Annotated in this window: 16 protein-coding genes; all 16 read right to left on the reverse strand. The window is 47.5% G+C overall.

The genetic code is table 11. The annotated features are described in order from the left end of the window. Positions 1-153 precede the first annotated feature (153 nt). Positions 154-2,766, reverse strand: a complete 2,613-nt coding sequence (locus tag ACLTD4_RS08500) for a hypothetical protein (RefSeq protein ID WP_412331233.1) — start codon at positions 2,764-2,766, stop codon at positions 154-156. 28 nt (positions 2,767-2,794) lie between these two features. Beyond that, entirely contained in the window at positions 2,795-4,249 is a 1,455-nt protein-coding gene (locus ACLTD4_RS08505; RefSeq protein ID WP_412331234.1) for a hypothetical protein, read from the reverse strand. 99 nt (positions 4,250-4,348) lie between these two features. Next, on the reverse strand, positions 4,349-6,658 hold the full coding sequence (locus ACLTD4_RS08510) for a DUF6273 domain-containing protein (protein ID WP_117621044.1): 2,310 nt from the start codon (positions 6,656-6,658) through the stop codon (positions 4,349-4,351). Further along, on the reverse strand, positions 6,646-7,575 hold the full coding sequence (locus ACLTD4_RS08515; RefSeq protein WP_117621045.1) for a hypothetical protein: 930 nt from the start codon (positions 7,573-7,575) through the stop codon (positions 6,646-6,648). Before ACLTD4_RS08515 ends, ACLTD4_RS08510 begins: the two co-directional genes overlap by 13 nt. Positions 7,576-8,309: 734 nt before the next feature. Then, entirely contained in the window at positions 8,310-10,193 is a 1,884-nt protein-coding gene (locus ACLTD4_RS08520; RefSeq protein WP_117621046.1) for a leucine-rich repeat domain-containing protein, read from the reverse strand. Between the two features lie 541 nt (positions 10,194-10,734). Continuing rightward, a complete protein-coding gene (locus tag ACLTD4_RS08525) occupies positions 10,735-11,325 on the reverse strand; it encodes a hypothetical protein (RefSeq protein WP_117621047.1) in 591 nt (196 codons plus the stop codon). 246 nt (positions 11,326-11,571) lie between these two features. Further along, entirely contained in the window at positions 11,572-12,648 is a 1,077-nt protein-coding gene (prfA, locus tag ACLTD4_RS08530; protein WP_055654743.1) for a peptide chain release factor 1, read from the reverse strand. A 51-nt stretch (positions 12,649-12,699) separates the two neighbouring features. Continuing rightward, positions 12,700-13,671 (reverse strand): N5-glutamine methyltransferase family protein, encoded by a 972-nt coding sequence (locus ACLTD4_RS08535; RefSeq protein ID WP_117621048.1) that lies wholly within the window; start codon positions 13,669-13,671, stop codon positions 12,700-12,702. Next, the gene (locus tag ACLTD4_RS08540) at positions 13,668-14,612 is read right to left on the reverse strand and encodes a DUF1385 domain-containing protein (protein WP_055654739.1); all 945 of its coding nucleotides are present in this window, start codon (positions 14,610-14,612) and stop codon (positions 13,668-13,670) included. The genes ACLTD4_RS08535 and ACLTD4_RS08540 overlap by 4 nt, the downstream gene beginning before the upstream one ends. A gap of 79 nt (positions 14,613-14,691) precedes the next feature. Further along, entirely contained in the window at positions 14,692-14,901 is a 210-nt protein-coding gene (gene rpmE / locus ACLTD4_RS08545) for a 50S ribosomal protein L31 (RefSeq protein WP_002601704.1), read from the reverse strand. A 196-nt stretch (positions 14,902-15,097) separates the two neighbouring features. Further along, positions 15,098-16,819, reverse strand: coding sequence for a transcription termination factor Rho (rho, locus tag ACLTD4_RS08550; protein WP_412331235.1), 1,722 nt, complete (start codon positions 16,817-16,819; stop codon positions 15,098-15,100). Between the two features lie 197 nt (positions 16,820-17,016). Next, positions 17,017-18,318 carry an ectonucleotide pyrophosphatase/phosphodiesterase gene (locus ACLTD4_RS08555; protein WP_117621050.1) on the reverse strand — a complete coding sequence of 434 codons (1,302 nt, stop codon included), beginning with the start codon at positions 18,316-18,318 and terminating at the stop codon, positions 17,017-17,019. A gap of 22 nt (positions 18,319-18,340) precedes the next feature. Further along, positions 18,341-19,672, reverse strand: coding sequence for a replication-associated recombination protein A (locus tag ACLTD4_RS08560; protein WP_002601707.1), 1,332 nt, complete (start codon positions 19,670-19,672; stop codon positions 18,341-18,343). Positions 19,673-19,856: 184 nt separating this feature from the next. Continuing rightward, positions 19,857-20,435, reverse strand: coding sequence for a hypothetical protein (locus tag ACLTD4_RS08565; RefSeq protein ID WP_117621051.1), 579 nt, complete (start codon positions 20,433-20,435; stop codon positions 19,857-19,859). A 180-nt stretch (positions 20,436-20,615) separates the two neighbouring features. Continuing rightward, positions 20,616-20,759, reverse strand: coding sequence for a hypothetical protein (locus tag ACLTD4_RS08570; RefSeq protein WP_155521535.1), 144 nt, complete (start codon positions 20,757-20,759; stop codon positions 20,616-20,618). Positions 20,760-20,917: 158 nt separating this feature from the next. Then, a complete protein-coding gene (gene ucpA, locus ACLTD4_RS08575) occupies positions 20,918-21,715 on the reverse strand; it encodes an SDR family oxidoreductase UcpA (RefSeq protein WP_117621052.1) in 798 nt (265 codons plus the stop codon). Positions 21,716-21,748 lie beyond the last annotated feature (33 nt).

The following is a 21,748-nucleotide window of genomic DNA, read 5'->3' on the forward strand; positions in this document are numbered from 1 at the left end:
GGGGATTCCATTATCATTCGTCTGAGTACCATTCTCTCAAACAAATAACTTATATTTTCATGAGCGGAACTTGAGTTCCGCTCATTGTTTACTACTCTGTCAGTTTTGCAGCAGCCAATTTCAAAGTACCTCATAGCAGATTCTGCTGTTGATTTATGAAACCCACTGCCCCTTCTCATTAACACTGTAGATTCCGTCAATTACGGTATTGGTCAAAAGCTTACCCACTCCCCCAGTCGAAGATGGATTAAAATAATACCAGATCCCATCAATCTGCTGCCAGCCAGTAAGCATTTGCCCCTGTGTCCCGTCCGTTACCGGATTCAGGTAATAGCTGCTGCCATACTGATCCATAAACCAGCCTGTGATCATAAAGCCTTCCTCATTAAAGCGGAACCAGGACGCCCCTGGCTGATTCCCGGCTGCATAGGGATTGCTGATGTAGGCCCATTCATTCGCATAGGTCCTGTCTGACGCAAATATCCATTTACCATTTGCTGTCTGCGTCCAGGTTCCGGTTACTGCACCATTTGCTGTAGTCTGTCCAGTAGTCTTACCGGAAGGAGTTACACCGGTAGTTGTTCCCGTGCTCCCGGCACTGCTGCCTCCGGAACCTCCGGACGAGTAGGTATGGTCGATCACCTTGAAATTTAATTCAATCCATACAGAATCCTTCATTTTTCCATTGAGCGATGCCGCATTTACCCGGACACGTTTTGTACCACTGGAGGCCCCAGATTTTAACAGTTCCCTGATCCAGGGCGCCTTCAATTCATTATTTTCATCCAATAATACCGGAGCCACAGTTCCATCCTGTAATACAGTCACCAATGCCGGATCCTCAGTGGACCAAACGATGCGATTTAAATCCGTATTATTGGAATAAATAGTTGCCTTCAACGGTTTAGGCTCCTGCCCGCTATAGGTTAATATCGGCGCCGAACGCCGCCCGTTCAAAGTAAGGGTTAGCGTAAATACTTCTTTTTCCGGTTCCGCCTCAATGCAGTTTGCCTGGAACTTAAGTGTTACCCTGCACCTGTCTGCCTGCATACCATCACGGGTCATTGCTGTGATATCCACTGTTTTCTCCGCCTGGTACGGAGGCCTCGACAGTGCTTCAAGAATCCATGGTGCTCCGTCATTTACTGTGAGGTTTCCATTTGTATCCACCGTCAGAGCCGCCGGATCTGAAGAACTCCAGGTTACGCCGCGGTCGTATGGCCTGTGACTCTCACTATCCTCAATATCAGGATAGACAATGGCATTCAAAGTGCGTTTATCAAACCCACTCTTTCCCGTAGTTTCTGAATAAATGTTTCCGGCTTTGTCATAGGTTAAATGGTATTCCATGGCTGGCTGACTTAATTTAATTGCTTCAGGATTGACCCTGGTCCTGTCTTCTGTCACAAAACGAACGGTAATCATACAATCTGCTGCTGCACGGTTGCCAAGCTTATCCTTTCCTTCAACAGTAACCCACACACTCCGCTCACCATTTCCAGAAAGCAGCGCATATCTGTCATTCTCCCTCTTCCCATCATCTGCCGCAATAATATCCCGGATCCATTTTGCGTCTTTATAGGCGGATATGGAAGCTTCTTTATAAGATATTTCTTCTTCGTCTACCCTGATTACGGCCGGGTCACTGGTTATCCATGATACCTCGTCCCTTGAAAAATAATCCGGTTTAAATTCTGCGGTTAGCGATTGCGGTGGTGTAACCAGAATACTCTCTTCCGGTTCCAGCCGATTCCCTGTAAGCAGCCTGGTGACCGTATACTCCAGGGTCTGTTTATCCAGCACCGCCTCTTCTGTGGCAACCAGTGTATGATCAAGAATCTGGAATGTTACATTGATCCGGCAGTTAGCGGTACATGGTTTCCCTTCGAAGGATGCCGATGGCCTTGTTTCTGCAGTCAGAATTGCAACACCACCGTTTTGATGGCCGGCGCCAAAGATTGTATTGGGTATTTTATATCGGTAATTTTCCTCCTGTTGTTTAAGCTCCAACTCGCTGATAATTTCCCTGAAAAATTTTGCATTTGAATTCAACGTTATACTGGCTGATTTTGCTGTATATCCATCTGAGTTTTCATCCTCATTTTTTGCCAGTCCGATTAAATCCGCATCATCAATGCTCCATCTTACCCGGTTATCACTCACATCATTATTTGTATCAATAACTGCCTGTATGGTAACCGGCTGCACCTCTGTTCCCGGCTCCAGATTCCCGTTGATATACCGGGCTATCAGCTTTCCTGCCTTATTTCTGATTTCTGTGGTCTTTACCGGATTCTTACGATTGCCAGTTCTGGTCTGTGTCACGGTAAAATTATAGATATCCGGATCTACATGAACAGCTACCGCTACTTTCTTATAAGTTCCATCAATCACGATATCTTCTTCCGGCATCTTGAAGGTATAACAGTGACTGTCTGCGGAATACGCTGTATTCTTACTTATTCCGTTTGCGTTTATATAATATGGAGTTCCGGACATTTGAAATTTTTCTGTTTCCGTATCATTGGGAGATGTATTTACATAGACAATGGATCCAGCCGCTACAGCTCCCCGGTTATTCTTATTAAGCACCTTGGAATACTGTGATGCTCCCTTTGCTTCCAGCAGTGCAACATCATAAAAATTCCGGCCATTCGCTGTCGTGTCGATCTGATTTACGATAATTAAGTATCCCCGAACCGGACGGCCTACAGAATTAGGCGCGAAATGATCAATCGTATAACGGCTGTCTTCGTTTTCGTCCATAACCGTTAAGATACCGTCTTCCAACTCTTCATAGAAATATTTGGTCAGTCATATTTTTACTGGTTCCGCCCTGCACCAGCGTATAATACAGATCACTGCTATGCCAGTATCCGATATGAGCCGCATAAGTATAATCATTATCATCTGCTATTTCGGATCCACATACATTGGCACTGATCTTGCTCTCGGAATTGGCAAACAGGTACGCCACATCGTCAATGTAATTAAAGTTTGTGGCCGCCCCCTGTCTCGTTCCGATAAAAGTGCCTTCTCTTGCCATTGACCCCAGCTGTGAATTCCCGATACTGCCTTCAAATCGTGCCACCTTTAATTTTCCGGATACATAGTTTCCGGTTATTCCGCCAATTGCAGTGGAATGGTAGCCTCCAATGGTTCCATTTACATGGACGTTATAAATATCTGTGGAATTCTGAAATCCGACTATTCCCCCAGTATAACCGGTTCCCTGGATCCGCGCCGTGTTCCCCGTACCAGTGGCAACATCACAGTCTGCGATAACGGAATCCGAAGCGCTGCCTGCGACTCCACCAATGTAGATCACTTCATTTCCGGCCTGCGCATCTATTATAACGTTATCACATATGGTATTCTCAATAACGGTTCCGCTTATCTCACCTGCAATCCCGCCTGCGATCCCGGAAGTGTTCAGTGCTGCGTTTTTTACGGTCACATTTCGAATTTCTGAGTCAACAGCATAACCTACTACCGTTCCGATTCTGTCATTTCCTTTTACTTCTTTATCTGGAATGATTTTTACATCGTGAACTTTGGAATCACGTATTGCTCCGAACAGACCAATATGATCATAATTTCCGTACTTATTTAACCTCAGATTTCTAATCGTATATCCCTTTCCATCAAAATCCCCATGGAAAGCGTATTCCACCTCTCCCGGCATTTCTGAAGAATCTCTGTAAAAACCAATGGGAATCCAGTCCACGCCCTGCATGTCGATATTACCGCCAAGTGCAAAGTAACTGCCAGCATAATCACCCACGTAGTCCGCACCCTCTGCATCAGGAACCGCCATTCCCATCGCAGTCAATTCTGAAAGTCCCATGAGTTGTTCCCGATTCTTAATCAAAAATGGCTTTTTCTCAGAACCATCCCCCTGCGTTCCATTCAGGAATTCGAAACTTGTCTTACCGCTCCATGAATCCCAGATATTTCCCAGTGAATTTGCTGCTCTCAAGGCATTAGACAGTGAGGCCTTTGTCTTTTCGTCCCCTCGTGATGCGTTGGATTCCGTAGCAGTCTGCTTCTCGCTATTTTCCAATTCAGCCCAGGTCGGTTCCAGAGCATTCAAACTCGTGGATGCATTTCTGCTACCTTCCAGATCTTTTGCCAATATCGGATGCGAATGAAACGCAGAGAATGCTATTATGCCGCACAGGCTATAGGCCAACAGCTTTTTCCACCGCTTACAGTCTCCCTGCCCTATGTTGTGGTTACTCTTTCTCATTGTCTTTTTCCTCCCTATTCTGTGTATTTTCTTCATTCACTGATCTGCCCCATGTAATCTGCTGAAACGGACAAATGAATATTCTCCTCCTCGTGAAGCTTACTCCTTATGCTGTGCGATGACAAAGGCTGGTCGAATTCCCATACTCGTGTCAGAGACATCAACCGGATGCAGGCTGCCGTTCCCCAGATCCACCACGTAGATACCTTTTCCATACTGAAAAACGTCTTCCCCTTCATATTGCGGAGTTCTCAAGTAATACCCTTTGGAATACGCAGAATATTGAGACTGTGGATTATTCTGGCTGCTTCCATTAAATTTCCATAGAAAATCTCTGTATTTCACCGCTTCTTCCATTGATAAGATAAACATCTGGTCTTCCATTATCTGAAATGGTTTTTCAAGTTTTTCCAAGTCGTCAAATGCAAACTGCTCGTATTCTCCCGAACCGGTCTTTCCCTGATAAGCTGTATTCACACCAGTGTAAATGAATGATATGTCTTTTGTTGGACTTTCCATATTTTTTTGAAGCCATTTACGGATATTGGAGGTTTTATAGTTGTTATCCAGGCCAAATTCCCATTTCTGTATGGACGTCCCGTCACTTTCAATGTCAGACCGTATCACCGTTTCACATAGAAAAAGAGCTGCATTTCCACGGTTATCCATCATATCGCTGTAATCTTCATCAATACATCGAAATCGATATTGCTTACCACCAATACGTCTTATCTGTATATCGCCTTCCCGGTAAACTGCCTCTTTGGGAGCAGTCTCATCATTGATTTCCTGATAACAGACATCACAGAATCCATCTTCATCTTTATCGATATGCCCCGACGCCGGAAAGAGCACCGTCTCCTCATAGCCGCACAACCTGCACAGTAATCTCTCATGCCCACCGGATACACAGTCTGCCAAAACATACTCCTGCATACTCATCTCATGAATGCAGGATTCCTGTCTCCAGACTCTTTGAAAACCGATCCGTACAATACAGTAGCGGTTTTCAGCGCTCTTAAATTCATCCATAAGGAGCCCGGAGACATTTGTTATGTCAGCAAATTCCTGACCAATTACCACCGTGGAAGGACTATGGTTTCGTGCGACCAGATAAATCTCATGGCGTTCCCGGTCATGGACCATGGAAATCAGATTCCTGAGCCGTTCCCGGCTTTCTTCCTGATTCTCTGTAATTACCGGCCAATCTTCCATTCTGCTTCCTGTGATTTCAAAATCAGCCTCTTTGGCAGTCTCAATCCATTTCTCCAGTCGCTGTTCCCCCTCCTCCTGCTCGGGTTCTTCAGCCATTTGATCGGTTCTTCGGAACAATACTGTATATTTTTGAAGACCTGTCCCTGACACCGTTATCCGTTTGGGGCTTTCTTCCAGGGCCTGATATAGCCAGCCATCACTTCCTTTCATAAGTTCCGGAAAATCTACAGTCAGCTCCATTCCATCTTCACTCTTGCCTGCCTGCGTACGCATTATTTTTCTGTTTGGATCTGCCTCCTCAACAAAACGCACTTCCCAGGAAACCATTTTTGCTTCAGACGGGGTTGCAGGGTCCTCAAATTTATTTTCTGCACCTGACTCGTCTTCTCCAGACTTATCATCATTCTTATTCGAGTTTTCCTCGCCCCCCTGATCTTCGGACTTGTTACTATTTCCATCTTCTGTTTCCGGCCGTTCGTCTCCATTATTATCTTCTTTATCCCCGCCTGTTGAGGCGCCGCTTTCCCCCTTAACGCTACCTCCCTTACCGCTTCCTCCCTTACTGCTTCCTCCCTTACCTCCGCTTCCACGCTTCCCTTTTCCTCCGGCCCCCGCTCCTGCCTTTTTATCCCCATCCATTGTATCCGATGACATCAGACCTTTGCCCGCTAAATACCATTCCTCCCCGTGTTCATTCAGCCAGGCTCCACTTGTTCCTACGAAGTACCCATCTGGAGTTTTACCCTCCAAATACAAGGCTCCCATCGGGTATAAATCGGAGCTGATCTCTGCAAGGTAATAGCATTTTCCGTCAATCCACTGCCAGCCTGTCATCATTTGGCCCTTTCCAGCGCCTTCTCCTGTATTAAGAAAATACCAGTATCCGTCCACATAGATCCAGCCAGTATCCGCCATACCGGACGCATTCAACCGGTACCAAGCCCCGTCCCGTTCCGCTTCATCCCCAGTATTTAACACAGGCTCATGAACCGTTTGATAGACCCACCGGCCGGCGTTTTTACTATTTTCCTCCACATTCTCTGCGCAGGAAGGAGCCGCATATGTAATGGTCAGAACGAATCCCAGCCACAGTATAAACCATTGTTTCTTTCTTCTGTATCCTTCCAATCTGCATCTCGGCCTCTTACAAGTATCTCCGGCAATCGCCTGCCACCTTTTTCTTATAGTCCACATCCGTCCCTCTTCTCCTCTCTCTTTTCCACAGCCCGCTTAATCAGCCATGCCGCCAACAGCATGAATAACAGGACCAATATTAATGACACAGTAAGTACAATAGCCTCTCTCCTGATGATCCAGGCTGAGTCCGGATCATACTCCACTGCTTCTACCACTCTGTTAGAGACAATTTTCTTCTCTTCTGCCGGTATTTGCTCATACTCCTTCAAGCTGTATACTGCTCTGCATCGATAGCCCTCAATCTCGGGATATGTGACCGTTCCTCCATAAGTAATCAGGTAATCTATTACTTTCCGTTTTCCAAAAGCAGTCGCATCCCTGCATAAAATATCACCTTCATCTAAGTATGGCGCTCCATTCCATACAGTACTGGTAACCCTGTAATGTTCTTTCGTCACTCCAATTTCTGACAGAAGGGCGTCCTCATACAGTTCCAGCCGCAGCGGTTCTCCATCAATTGGCACATTCTCTCCTCCCAGCTGATATATCTCTGCTCCATATGAATGAAACACGACCGGAAACGTAAAGTCATCACGCCATTCTTCGTTCACCTTCTTCCTTTTGATTACCGGATACTTTGCACTTACCTGCAGTCCTGAAAAATCTTCTTTTGATGTGATACTTCTCGTCTCAGGAACCGACTCCATATTTTCTATGCCTTCGTACAAAACTTCCTGTTCCACATGCTTCTCCCTGGGACTCACTTTGACTGGCTCCAGTTCCCAGGTCTTTAGCCGATACAACTTTTCCCCCTCTTCATAAATGAGTTCCGGCGCGTATTCTTCTGATGATCCAAACATGATCTCAGAGATCACCGTTATCTCCGGTTTCGGCCGGGCATAAGCCATCTCAGAAGGAATAGACATCAAAACTATCAGCGCAGCCAGCATGCCACCTGACCGTTTTCTATTCATTTTTTATTTTTCACTCCTTGCATAGTGTATTTAGGTTATTCAAAGGGGGAACCTATACCCACTCAGTACCTATATTTTTTCATCTTCCCTTTTATTGGGGACAAAATAGAATTTAGCTGTGTGATTCGTCCATAAAACAAGTACTTATACAGACACCTGTTAATCACTTGCATCTGCTTCCCTGAATACCGTTTATAAAGCTAACTTACTCAAAAAAGCGCAGACAACCTTCACTTAAATCGGAGATAAACCCGGCAGAATTTTATTCCGGAGACAGAAAATAGAAAAGAAAAAACTGAATAACTAAACAGGCACTCATCCGTGCTCAAACAGCGCAGCATGAAACACCTATACGAAACTAATTCGGGAATAAAAGGATATTGCAAGATAAATAAAATATTATAGAAAAAAAGGAAAAACGATACGGCTTATGCTGCAAGATTATATGTATATTTTACAATTTTTAATTGTAAAAACAGTATAACCGATAATTACCAAATAATCAAGGGGTTTTTCCAATTTCACAAAGATATTTTTACCAACAGAAAAAAGCCGCCTTCGGCCGGATCAAGCAGTTCATCATTCCAGTTTCCGATCTGCTCAATCCGCCAAGGCGGCATTTTATTCTCACAACCAATACTCCAGTTACTGCTAATCACATTTCAATAACCTTCTCATACCTGCAGCATTCCCACCAATCCCCTTCAGCCATCAACATCTCCACGCCCAAACAATCAATGAGAATCCTCCACCGTATCAATCCAGTCCACATCGGCCATGGGCCGTTTTACCGTGCTGTCCTTCCCCAAATACTCCAACTGATCCAGTACATGTGTATCAGTCACGTAATTATCGGTGACATCCAGTTCCCTCAGATTTTTAAGACCGACTGCAAACTGAAGATCCGTGAGCTGATTTCCCCGAAGGCTCAAATATTCCAGCGAGGGATAATGGCCTAAAAATGAGGTATATTCATCGAGAAGCACATCATCGTAATTAATAGAACGGACCATGCCGTCAGACCACATTTCAATATTTTTGTACAATTTCACATGGTTTAAGGAGAGGGCCTTTAATGCAGGATTATCCTGAAGACGGTCAAACTTCACCTCAAAACTGCTGCTGTCTAAAATCAGGGTTTCCAGGGCTGGAAGGTTAAACGCATAGGACACATCCCCATAGAATTCCGAATGATTCATGTCCAAGCAGGTAAGTCCCTGGCAGCCGGCAAGAAAGCTTAAATCATCGCTGTTTCCCCAGTTTTTCCGGTAAGTCAGCTTCTTTAAAGCAGGCAGGGAAGCAATCACCGACGGCTGATCCACGTTGCAGCCCTGAACCTTCAGTTCTTCCAGGCCCGTCAGACTTCCAAGAAAACGAATCCCCATCATTCCATGAAATTCCCCATGCTTTAAGCCGGTAAGTGCCGTAAGATCCGGATCCTCCTGACTCGTATATTTATTTATTACCAAAGTTTCCAGACCTGTAAGCGTTCCCACGGGATTATAGTCACGAACCTCACCGTTGTCTACCAGCACAAGCTCCTTCAGACTCTCTTTCCCCACGAGCGGATCGAGCAGAAGAATCTTAGAATCCGTGATTCCAAGGCTCGCAAGTTCCGGCATATGATTAATAAAGCTGATATCTTTCAGGTTTTCCGCGTCAATCGACAGGCTCCTCAGCTTCTTAAGCACATTCAGGACCGTAAAATCATTCACCTCATCCATGTCGTATAACTTTAAATTTTCCAGATCCTTCACCTGGGCCAATGCAGATATGTCCGAAATTTCCCGGCAGTCTTCCATCTCCAGTGACTTCAGTCCCGGAAAATACGACAGTTCTTCCAGACCCTTTAAATGGGAAGCGTTCAAACGTTCCAGACCTTTGGCCGCATCTCCCAGCGCAAGACGCAGCATATCCAGCTGTATGTAATCGCAGGTAATCATTTTTAAGGAGCTCAATGTCTCCAGACTGCCCTCCGGCAATTCCGTGTGATCCAGATTCAGATACTCCAGCTGCGGCAGCGCGGCAATGTCCTGAATATCCAGGGCCTCCTGACAGACCACCACATTGATATCCGCATCCTGCCCCTGTTCGGCGGCCACGATCGGATTTTCAAAGCTGTATGTAATCATCCACCCGGCTTCGCCTTTCCTCATAGACAAATATTTAAAACGCCCCAGTTCTTCTTCCGTGACCGAAGAAACGCTCGTTGCCAGGGCCTCCTTAATCAGCACCTCGAAGGACGCGGAATACGTGCCAGACGCCCTGCTTTTATCCGATGACTGCTCTTCCGAAACAGACGCGGCCACCGTCACTTCCCTGCTGGGATACTTATTCGCATTTTTTGATGTTCCGGAAAGAGGGATCAGAATAAGTGCCATGATGCCAATCACACCGATAACGGCTCCGACAGCAATTGCCGCTTTGCTCCCCGACTCTTCCTTCATCGCCATGCTGTTGTGGGAGGTCTCCTGCTTATACTCGATAAACACCTTTGGCTGTTCCGATTCCAGATAATATTTTGTGTGGCAGTACTGACAGTATCCCACATTCTCGTCCTTTTCATCCAACTCGATGGGGCCGCCGCAGGACGGACACTTTAAGGCTGTTAGTTTCATTTTGGCTTTACATTCCTTTCGCTTCGTTCATGGTCAGACTATCATGCTGCTCGCTGCCTGAACCGTATTTTATATGAAATCATTTTGTAAATAATTCCGATCCTATACCGATCACAGGAAGGCTGACAGCACAATCCGGATTAAACCACAACCGCTATTTTTAATCATAAACCGATTCCATGCTCTTTCGTTTTCCGCCCTGTATGTTTTCATTTTGATTTGCTTCTTATGGCATTATACCACATGTTACAGACCGTAGAGAACTATAATACGGAACTTTATTGGAAAATTGTCTTATTTTCCAGCCTTTCGGCTGTGGGAATCCAGCCCATGTGCTATTTTGAATATTCGAATTTACCATGCAGCATAAAAAGGCTCGTAAAAGCAGCGCGGAACCACGATTACAAGCCTTTTATGAATCACTTATACGAATCACTTCTATGAACTTTTCACGAATTCTTTTTATGAATTTTTTTTATGAATTCCTATAATATATTTTTCTTATGCATCCTTCTTATAAATTCCCTGCTTCATCGCCGTTCTATCTCACCTGAATACGGAATGCCGTCGTCTGAGGCGGTATACTCGCCGTCTGGAAATTCGCATGGGTTATCTGTACCAGCTGGCCTGGGCGCAGATCACACAATCTGATGGGAAATCCATTTCTGTTCAGGATAACCGTCGAGCTTGTAACAATATATCTCGTTATTCTGCTGATATTGTTTGGCATGCCGGCAAGAAGCTGACTGTTATTGCAGTCAATCCAAATCACTCTCTGCGTTGTAGTATTGGCTGAAGGTCTGGGAGGCTGTCTCGTGACTATCGTAAATGCAGTAGACTGAGGCGGTATGCTTCGAGTCATACTCGGTGAAAATGTTACATCCACCCGCATTCCCCGGCGGATATCACTGAGACGGATTGGCATTCTGAAAGAATTCATGATTGCGGTATTATTATTGACATTCAACCGCAGCTGCTGAACAGTGGTTACTCCGCTTTGCCACGGAACCGAGTAGGAGATTATAATAAATCCGGTATTTCTGCCGGCAGAAGAAACCTCATCGACAAACGCATTGTCGATTCTAAGAAAATTTCCCTGCGTAATTATGGAACCTAAGGAGTCATTGGCCATATAAACCTCTTAAGAATGGATATGTCTTTTCTATCATTATATGATTAGGAACACGAATGTTTCTATGGAAAAGGAAATTAATCGGTTACTGTCTGATCTTTTTCCGCATCGGAGAATCCTTTTCAATAACAGATGCACGTATTTATTCCACTAAAAACGCCCTGTTTTTCAAAAACAGGGCGCCATTCTCTATTTATTTCCACTCTCAACCCGAGACCATAAAAAACAAAATATCAAACCATCCGTTTACACGTTCTCATTCACCTTCGCCAGCTTCGCCGCCTGATCAGCCGCAATCAGACTGTCCAACAGCTCCGTAATATCTCCGTTCATAATTGAATCAATCTTATAAAGTGTTAGCTTAATTCGATGATCGGTCACACGTCCCTGAGGGAAATTGTACGTACGGATCTTCTCGGAACGGTCTCCCGTACCAATCTGGCTCCGGCGCTCTTCCGCCTCAGAATTCTGTCTTTTCTCCAGTTCCATATCATACAGCTTGGAACGGAGCAGGCGGAATGCCTTTTCCTTGTTCTGAAGCTGGGATTTCTCGGTCTGGCTGTAGATAACAATACCTGTCGGAATATGGGTCAGACGAACCGCGGAGTCCGTCGTATTGACACACTGGCCTCCGTTACCAGAAGCACGCATGACATCAATCCTGCAGTCCTTATCCTCGATTACCACGTCCACATCCTCCGCCTCTGGCATAACCGCCACAGTCGCTGTGGAAGTGTGGATACGTCCGCCGCTCTCCGTCTCCGGAACACGCTGAACACGGTGAACACCGCTCTCGTATTTCAACTTGGAATAGGCTCCTTTTCCTGTGACCATAGCCACGACCTCCTTGAAACCGCCGATTCCGTTTTCATTGACACTGATCAGCTCCACTTTCCAGTGCTGGCTCTCAGAATAGTTCACATACATACGGTACAGCTCAGCCGCAAACAGAGCGGCCTCATCTCCGCCCGCGCCGGCACGGATTTCCAGAATGATGTTCTTGTCATCATTGGGATCCTTGGGAAGAAGAAGAATCTTAAGTTCCTGCTCCAGCGCTTCGATCTGCTTCTTTGCATCGGATAATTCTTCCTTTGCCATCTCACGCATCTCTTCGTCATTTTCTTCGTCCAGAATGGTAAGGCTGTCTTCCACAGCCATCTTCGCCTTCTTATATTCCGTATAAGTCTCTACCAGCGGCGCTAAATCTGCCTGCTCCTTCATCAGCCTGCGGAAACGGTTCTGATCCTCCGTCACGGAAGGATTTCCTAATTCCTGCATCAGCTCTTCATAATGAATCAATATATCGTCTAATTTATCAAACATGGGTAATTAACCTCCAAAATCTTACATTACAGGTAACTTTGCATTGAAACTTTATAAAACCATAGTACCCCTGACCACGCGGTCAAGCCCCGGCGCATCCTGATACACACAAACACCCCGGAAACCGGCCTCCCGAAGAAGTCCGCTCACCGCCTGCCCCTGGTCGTATCCGATTTCAAAATAAACGGTTCCTCCCGGATTCAAGTAACTGCCGCATTCTGCAGCAAGCCTCCGGTAGAAATACAGTCCATCTGCCATTCCGTCAAGTGCCAGCCGCGGCTCGTGATCCCTGACCTCCGGTTCCAGCTCCTCGATCACGCGTGAAGGAATATAAGGCGGATTTGACACAATCACATCAAACCTCCTGCCGGAAAAAGCTGAGAACAAATCGCTCTCTGCAAGCATAATCTTCTGCACGCTGCCCTTCTCATCTGCTCCCTCCGCCAATCCAGCGGAAACTTCCAGCCTCCAGGGCTTTTCCTTTCGGTACTCCGCTGTAACTCTGACGGGATTCCATTTCGCCTGCATCAATTCCCGGGCGTTCTTTTCCGCCACCTGAAGCGCCTCCAAAGAGATATCAGACAGCGTCACATCAGAAAATCCACCGAGGATGGACAGGCTTACCCCGATACATCCGCTTCCGGTGCAAAGATCCAGGACGACAGGGTTCTTTCCCTTATAATCCGTTAAGACCTGCTCCACCAGAGTCTCCGTATCCTGGCGCGGAATCAGCACATGTTCATTGACTGAAAATTCCAGGCCCATAAATTCACGGCTGCCCGTAATATGCTGAAGCGGAATCCGCTCCGACCGTTTTTCTATCATCGCGCGGTAATCCGCTACGGCTCTTTTAACCGAATCCTCATCCTTCACCTCATCGTTTCTGTGCATGAGGAAATGCACCATATCTGTATGAAATGCCTCGAAAAGCAGATACTTTGCATCAAGCTCCGCCTCTCCGACTCCGGACAGTTTCAGTCTCTCCGTTCCTTCGTTCCATAATGCCTGTAATGTCAGTTTCATCCCTGCTTCTCCGGAAAATTCTTATTTAAAAACTCCCGCCAGTCAAAAACCGCCTCCACGGACGCGATGCCGACCTCAATCATACTGTCATCCGGCTCTGTCGTGGTAAGTCCCTGCATCCACATGCCAGGACGGCTTAAAATGTCCATGATCTTCGAATTGCTTCTGCCGGCCAGTCGCAGAAATTCATAGGATACCCCCGCGATAACCGGAATCAGAACGATTCTGCTGACTACACGCAGCCAGATCGTATCTACCCGCACCACCATGAAAAACAGGATACTGATCACCATAACGATGAGCAGAAAACTGGTTCCGCAGCGCTTATGCTCCTTTGAGCTTTTTCTGACATTCTCCACAGTCAGATCCAGACCGTGCTCCAGACAGTTAATGCACTTATGTTCCGCTCCGTGGTACATAAATGTCCTGCGTATATCCTCCATATTGGAAATAATCTTGATATAAGCGATAAAAATTACGATTCTGATGATTCCCTCGATCACCGCCATCACAGTCTGTGATGCGATAAAACGATGGAATATATTCGCCAGAAACAGTGGCAGAACCATGAAAATAGCAACCGCCATGATCACAGAGAACACCATAACCACTGCCATCAAGGCCTTCTCCAGCTTCTCACCGAATACGCGGTCTAAAAACTGTTCAAACTTTCCGGGTTCTCCTGCATCCTCATCGTCCTCAAAAAAACTGGCTGAAAACGTGAGGGACCTCATCCCCAGCACCATGGAATCGACAAAGCTGAATATTCCGCGCACAAACGGCAGGGAAAAAAACTTTACCTTCTCCCCCATGCTGATATACGTATCCTTTTTAACTTCAATCTCTCCGTCCGGCTTACGGACTGCGGTGGCATACTCATCCCCGTTTTTCATCATAACGCCTTCAATCACGGCCTGTCCGCCGATGCCTGAATACTTCATATGTTCCACCTCTCTATAAATCCCAAAAAAGGTTGAGCTAAAGTGTTTCCACCAAACTCAACCTTTTCTTTGCTCTAACTTATTCAGCGGCCTTAACGCCATATTTACGATTGAATTTATCAATACGTCCACGTGCTGCAGCAGCTTTCTGCTGGCCGGTATAGAATGAATGGCACTTAGAACAAACTTCTACGTGGATATCTTCCTTTGTAGAACCGGTTACAAATTCATTACCGCAGTTGCAAACAACTTTGGCCTGGTAGTAATTTGGATGGATTCCTTCTTTCATGATTTTCACCTCACCTGATTTGATTTCTATTATTTTATTTCAATCTGCATCCTGAGTTCTGTAGACTCAGAACGTCACAGCAAACGATCTGCTGTTTTATCTGATTAAAATCCATTTTCTCTAATAAACAGCTTATACAGTATATCATAGAATTTTTTTTAATGCAAGCATAATTTTTACAAAGACCGACAAAACATTAATATCGGAAAAGCTTCTTCGACATCTCCACAAACTCCCGATTTGTACGGGTTCTGGTGAACAGATCCAGAATCTTCTCCACCGCATCCTCAGGCTTTAAGGTGTTGGTCGCCTTGCGAATGAGGTCCACGGCCTCGGACTCTTCCCTCGTAAGGAGCAGATCGTCTCTTCGCGTACCGGATTTCAGGATATCGATGGCCGGGAAAATCCGCTTCTCAGACAGCTTCCGGTCAAGCACCAGCTCCATGTTGCCGGTTCCCTTAAATTCCTCATATATAACGTCGTCCATACGGCTTCCCGTGTCTACCAGGGCAGTTGCAAGAATCGTCAGGCTTCCGCCCTCTCTCATATTTCTTGCGGCACCGAAGAATCGTTTCGGCATGTGTAAGGCCGCCGGATCGAGACCGCCGGATAATGTACGGCCGCTGGGGGCTACCGTCAGGTTATACGCCCTTGCCAGACGCGTAATGCTGTCCAGCAGGATGATCACGTCGCGTCCGTGCTCCACGAGACGCTTTGCCCGCTCGATTACCATCTCGGAGACTCTCTTATGGCGCTCCGGAAGCTCATCGAAGGTGGAATACAGAACTTCCACATTGTTGCCGGTTATGGACTCCTTAATGTCCGTAACCTCCTCGGGACGTTCATCGATCAGCAGGATGATGACATGCATATCCGGATGATTGACGGTTACTGCCTTGGCCACCTGCTTTAACAGAGTCGTCTTACCTGCCTTCGGCGGGGATACGATCATACCTCTCTGTCCCTTACCGATCGGCGACAACAGATCGAGAACTCTCATTGCCGTGGTATTGCGTCCCGTAGTCTCCATGTGGAGTCTCTTATCCGGGAAAACAGGCGTCATATTTTCAAAGTTCGGTCTGTGCTCAGCCGCGCTTGCCGGATAACCGTTGATGTATTTTACAAACAGAAGGGCTGCAAACTTCTCCGCGGCGGTCTTCACCCTGCGGCTGCCCTGTATGATATCACCCGTCTTCATATTGAACCGGCGGATCTGGGACGGAGCCACATAGACGTCATTCTCACCCGGTAAGTAGTTCTCACAGCGGATAAAGCCGAAGCCATCCGGCATCACTTCTAAGATGCCGTACGCGTCAACGCCGCTGTCCAGTTCATGAAGCTCCGGACTCGGCTGAAATTCCGGGCGCGCCTCCTCGGCCGTTTCCCTTACGGATTCGATCCGGTTCATCTCCTGGCGCTGGTCCTGTCTGTCCTGACGGTCATTCCTGTCCTGGCGGTCGTTCCTGTCCTGACGCTGCTCCGGCCTGTCCTGACGGTCATTCCTGTCCTGGCGGTCGCTTCGTTCCATGGAATCTCCCTGGGACTGCCTGTAATTACTGGTTCTCTGCGGTCCTTCCTGCCTGTAGGAACGGACCACTGTTCTCTTTTTATCATTCGGATTCGTTCTGTTTACGGAGGCCGCCTGTGTCTGAGCAGGAGCCTTCTCCTCCTTAGCCGGCTCTGCGGCTCTCCTCGCTGGTTCCTCGGACTGCTTCACCGCTTCTCCGGCACTAACAGAAGGTTCTTCATTCCCGGTTGAAACATCTGCCGGAGCACTTTTTCCTTCCTTTTCGCCTGCCTTCTCACAGAGAATATCAATCAGCTCCGCCTTTCTCATGGAACCGTAGCCCTTGATCTCCTGTTCTTTGGCAAACTCTTTTAATTTAGCCAATGATAATGTCTCTAATTTTTCACGCATAACTTTCTCCTTATTTTAACTACTCCATATGACAGTTCTTTCATATTCATGGGAATTATCTACGATAGAATATCGTAAACAGATGTAAATAAAATCTGACGTCAGGTCGTACGATAATTTCATTATATACCCTGATTGTCAAAAAGGGAAGATTTTTTTATCTTCATAAATTGCGCGGCCGGGAAGGCGCAAAGCGGTCAGCGAATCAGTTCCTTCATCGTCCGCCCGTCCACCCGGCCCAGATCCAGTCCCAGAATTTCGGCCAGTGTCGGCCCTTCATCAACCAGTGACATTTTCTCCACCCTGGCCCCCGCTGTAAAATGCGGGCCTGCAGCCATAAAAAATGTCCGGTATCCCTCCCGGTCGGGAAGATACCCGTGGGTTGCCGCCTGGATATGGAAATCCGTATGATGGTCGGAGGCTCCGGCCTTTCTCCTGTATTCTTCCCAGCCATTCTGGAAGTAATACCCATCCGCTGCCTCCAGCACAAACGCACATTCCGGGTCCGCCCCCAGTGCAGCGGCTTCGTCGCTGGTAAAGATGCGGGCAATTCCGCTGTTTTCACGCTCCATCATGCGATTTAAGAGTTTTTCCGTCCGCCCGAGACAGTTTCTATCCTTCACATAGATGTAACAGCATCCGTCACAGTCTCTTGCGATCGCCTTCCAATCACGGATTCTGCCGTTTTTCACCTCTGCCAGCCCAGCCTTTACAAAATAGTAATTCGGGTAAATCGCTTCCTTCACATCCAACTGGCAGTGGTCTCCCAGTATCACCACATCCGTCTCGTCCTCCAGCCCCATTTTACGGAGCAGTCCAAGAAGCTCCCCCAGCCTTTCGTCATGGCGCCTGATGGCCGCCATGGCCTCCGGGCTGTCCAGTCCGTACAAATGGCGGTTCGTATCGACATCGGTCAAATGAACCAGCATCAGATCAGGCCGGTATTTCTCCAGGGTGTGAAGCATGGATGCATGAACGAAATGATCCAGCTGCGGCTGCCTGATGCCTTCCCGCATAGATCCGAACTTCATCTGAAGCTCCAGCTCATAAAGAGGCGTCCCATTCATCATGCACACGCCCAGCTGATTCTGCCACGGACGGTTCGGAAGCACCTCCGGCAGGTTGTAATGCACTCTGGCCTTCCCCATCACCGGCCACAGAAGGGAAGCAACCCGGCAGCCGTTCTTTACCGCTTCATCATACAAGGTCGTCCCCTGCACGTATTTCCGCTGCCAGAACCAGTCCGATGGTTCCCGCTCCGGCTGTACCTGTAAATTGTTGACGATTCCATGATTCTTCGGATAACGTCCGGTCACAATGCTCACATGAGCCGGATAAGTCAGGCTGGGATATACGCTCACCACTTCACCGCATCCGGCCGCCCGCTTAAAGAATGGGCCAAAATTAGGCAGCGTCTCCATATAGGCCAGGTCCCTTCCGCCCACGGCGTCCAGGGACAGAATTATCATACGGCGTTTTTTTCTGTCTTGTCTGCTCATTTCACCAATTCCGCCTTTCTCCCTACTCCTCTGCCTCGTTTCGGATAAACTCCATGTGTTCCTTTATTTTTCTTTCGTATCCGTTCTCCGTCGGCTGGTAGAACACGCTCCCCTCCATGCCGTCGGGAAGATACTGCTGTTTCACATAGTGATTCGGGAAATCATGGGCATATAAGTATCCCTGGCCGTGTCCCAGCTTCGCCGCGCCCTTGTAATGGGCATCCTGTAAATGTACCGGAACCGGCATGGTCTTTCTCGACTTCACTGCCTCCAGTGCGTCAAAGACCGCATTGCAGGCCGCATTGCTCTTGGGAGCAGTGGCCACATAGGTGACGGCCTGGGAAAGAATAATCTGAGCCTCCGGCAGGCCGATCCGTTCCGCCGCCTGAGCAGCCGCCACGGCTACGACCAGCGCCTGCGGGTCCGCATTTCCCACATCCTCCGCCGCGCAGATCATGATTCGCCTGGCTATGAATTTCATATCTTCTCCCGCATACAGCATCCGGGCCAGATAGTAGACGGCCGCGTCCGGATCGGACCCCCGCATGCTCTTAATAAATGCGGATATCGTGTCGTAATGATTGTCCCCGTCCTTGTCGTAACGCACCACCCGCTTCTGAATACACTCCTGAGCCACGTCAATGTCGATATGGATCTTTCCGTCGGCCGGGTCCCGCTCTGTCGTCATGACGCCCAGTTCCACGGCGTTCAATGCGGCCCTGGCGTCTCCATTCGCCACATCTGCCAGGAAGTTCATGGCCTCCTCGTCGATCACCGCATTGTAGACCCCCATGCCCTTATCCTTGTCGTAGACGGCCCTGCGGATCAGTTCTCTGATGTCCTCCCGCTCCAGCGGCTTCAGTTCGAACACCCTGGAACGGGAAAGAAGCGCTCCGTTCACCTCGAAGTACGGATTCTCGGTAGTCGCGCCGATCAGAGTCAGCGTCCCGTCCTCCACAAACGGAAGTAAATAGTCCTGCTGCCCCTTATTGAAACGATGGATCTCGTCTACGAACAGGATCGTCTTTTTCCCAAACATCCCCAGGGAATCCTTGGCCTCCTTCACGATCTCTTCCATATCCTTTTTACCGGCGACCGTGGCATTGATCTGTTTAAAATCAGCGCTGGTGGTATTGGCGATCACCTTTGCCAGCGTCGTCTTTCCAGTCCCCGGAGGTCCGTAAAAGATCACGGATCCCAGCTTATCCGCCTTGATTGCCCGGTACAGCAGCTTGTCTTTTCCGATAATGTGCTGCTGCCCCACCACCTCGTCAAGAGTCACCGGCCGGAGCCGGGACGCCAGGGGAGATTCCTTATCCATGGTATTTTCTCTCATAAAATCAAATAAATCCATTTTCCTTCTCCTGCATTGTATACAATATCACTTCCCGGCAGACCCGCGTGAGCTGGCTTCCGGAAAAACATCAGTCGTACCAAAAGTATAGCCCTGGTTTCAAAAAGTGTCAATGATTTCCGGGAACATACATTTGGATGAGGTATTTCAAAAGCCTGGCCGCGTCGGAAAAGCCCCCCCGAATCTACAAAGGCTTTTTCCTGATATAAAATGCCCCGCCTAAAAGCACAGCACTATTGAAAGCCATAACCAGCCTCCATATAAAATATTGATCTCCCATAAACAGAAGCACGACAACCAAAACTCCTGTAACAATCCATGAGAGAATTTTCATTTCCTTATCAAACAGCGCCTTGCTGATAGAAATACCCGCAATTAAGTAACCCGTCAGACACAGAATTCCAATACCCAGGAAAAAGAATTTTTCTGGTATTCTCCCAAAGGCGGCCATGAGTACTCTGGACGCAACAGTCATCAAAAGATAATTACATATAATGACAGCTGCACACACGGCATACAGCTTCTCATACAACGCATGATTTTTCCTGATAATTCCCCTGTAATCAAAGGTGATATACAGCAGGGCGAGGAATCCAACCAGATCTCTCAAGATATAATTTATGGTATTAATCATGCGGAGATCGAACAGTCCTAATATAAAATGGTACACTGCAACCGTACTGTAAACGTTCCAATAGATAAACACAAGACTGCACAGAATCATAAAATTTGATAAATAATAGCAGAACATCTTTCTCTCCATACCGCCCTCCCATCTGACGTTTCCCAACACTCTAATCCAGCTTTAAAGGCTTCTCCCTGCCCTTAGTCGGCCCGAATCTCATTTCCGGCAGATCCTCTAACGGCAATGGACGCGGTTCTATCGATGAACCGTGCGTCCCTGATGAAGCCTATTTTTTTTGCTTTAGCTCTTGCCGGATCACTATTTTTTGCCTTCCAGGATTTCACTTTTATTCTCATACTTCTCCGAATTCGTCCGGTAGAAAACGCCGCCCGCATTATACTCCAGTTCGACGGCATATCCATCCGGAACCAGCGCACTGTGAATCTGACCCGTTTCACGCATCAGGTAATCAAATGCGGTCTCTACGTTTACTCATTTTTCTCCGCAGGTTCATTATACCATGGCCGGCAACCAATATCATTACGAACTTTAAAATATAGAAAAAGCCTGCCGGAGCGCTCCGGCAGGCAGACTTGATCTGCATAAGATCCGTTCTTACATTAATTAACTCCGATAGACATCGTCTCCGGCAGAGTGCTTCCGCCGTCAATCACGATCTGAGATCCGGTTAAGTAGCTGGACTCATCACTTCCCAAAAATGCAAACAGTTCGCCGACTTCAATCGGTTTGGCCAGACGCTTCATCGGAACACCTACTGCGATGTCTGCGATTGCTGCCTCCGGATTCTCCGGATTGGATTCCAGAGCCATCTTTTCAACCATCGGTGTGCGGGCATAGCCTAACTGGGAGCAGTTTACGCGGATATTGCGGGCTGCGTACTCTACGGCAAGACACTTGGTCAGGCCAACGAGCGCGGCCTTTGTCATGGCATAGGCCGCCTCGCCCGCATCTGCAACGATGTCACCGGTTACGGAAGACGCGATCACGATGTTTCCGCCGCCCTGCTTTAACATATATGGAACTACGGCTTTACAGGTGTTCCATACGCCCTTGATATTTACATCAATGTGGAAGTCACGAGTCTTGTCATCCATTTCCTCGAAAGGTGCTAAACGGCATACGCCCGCGTTACAGCATGCAACATTGATCTCTCCGAAGGTGTCAGCACCCGTTTTAGCCGCAGCGTCCATCTGCTCACGGTCGGCTACATTGGCAATAACCGTAATAATTTCCGCATTGTATTCCCTGCGCAGCTTCTCAGCAGTCTCCTCTACCGAAGGGGATAAATCTACCATAATTAATTTTGCGCCGTATTTTGCGTAAGCAGTGGAGATTCCCTCTCCAAGACCTGCAGCAGCGCCGGTAATCAATGCAACTTTTCCATCTAATTTAGCCATTTTACATATCTCCTTTGTTGTTTTTTATATTCC

The organism is Hungatella sp., assembly GCF_046966825.1.

Bases quoted from the DNA above. Each gene is read 5' to 3' on its own strand.
- ACLTD4_RS08535 (WP_117621048.1), bottom strand. From the start codon at position 13,671: ATGAAACTGACATTACAGGCATTATGGAACGAAGGAACGGAGAGACTG.
- prfA (WP_055654743.1), bottom strand. From the start codon at position 12,648: ATGTTTGATAAATTAGACGATATATTGATTCATTATGAAGAGCTGATG.
- ACLTD4_RS08505 (WP_412331234.1), bottom strand. From the start codon at position 4,249: ATGAGAAAGAGTAACCACAACATAGGGCAGGGAGACTGTAAGCGGTGG.
- ACLTD4_RS08525 (WP_117621047.1), bottom strand. From the start codon at position 11,325: ATGGCCAATGACTCCTTAGGTTCCATAATTACGCAGGGAAATTTTCTT.
- rpmE (WP_002601704.1), bottom strand. From the start codon at position 14,901: ATGAAAGAAGGAATCCATCCAAATTACTACCAGGCCAAAGTTGTTTGC.
- rho (WP_412331235.1), bottom strand. From the start codon at position 16,819: ATGCGTGAAAAATTAGAGACATTATCATTGGCTAAATTAAAAGAGTTT.
- ACLTD4_RS08500 (WP_412331233.1), bottom strand. From the start codon at position 2,766: ATGGACGAAAACGAAGACAGCCGTTATACGATTGATCATTTCGCGCCT.
- ACLTD4_RS08565 (WP_117621051.1), bottom strand. From the start codon at position 20,435: ATGGAGAGAAAGATGTTCTGCTATTATTTATCAAATTTTATGATTCTG.
- ACLTD4_RS08555 (WP_117621050.1), bottom strand. From the start codon at position 18,318: ATGAGCAGACAAGACAGAAAAAAACGCCGTATGATAATTCTGTCCCTG.
- ACLTD4_RS08560 (WP_002601707.1), bottom strand. From the start codon at position 19,672: ATGGATTTATTTGATTTTATGAGAGAAAATACCATGGATAAGGAATCT.
- ucpA (WP_117621052.1), bottom strand. From the start codon at position 21,715: ATGGCTAAATTAGATGGAAAAGTTGCATTGATTACCGGCGCTGCTGCA.
- ACLTD4_RS08520 (WP_117621046.1), bottom strand. From the start codon at position 10,193: ATGAAACTAACAGCCTTAAAGTGTCCGTCCTGCGGCGGCCCCATCGAG.
- ACLTD4_RS08570 (WP_155521535.1), bottom strand. From the start codon at position 20,759: ATGCGTGAAACGGGTCAGATTCACAGTGCGCTGGTTCCGGATGGATAT.
- ACLTD4_RS08515 (WP_117621045.1), bottom strand. From the start codon at position 7,575: ATGAATAGAAAACGGTCAGGTGGCATGCTGGCTGCGCTGATAGTTTTG.
- ACLTD4_RS08540 (WP_055654739.1), bottom strand. From the start codon at position 14,612: ATGAAGTATTCAGGCATCGGCGGACAGGCCGTGATTGAAGGCGTTATG.
- ACLTD4_RS08510 (WP_117621044.1), bottom strand. From the start codon at position 6,658: ATGTGGACTATAAGAAAAAGGTGGCAGGCGATTGCCGGAGATACTTGT.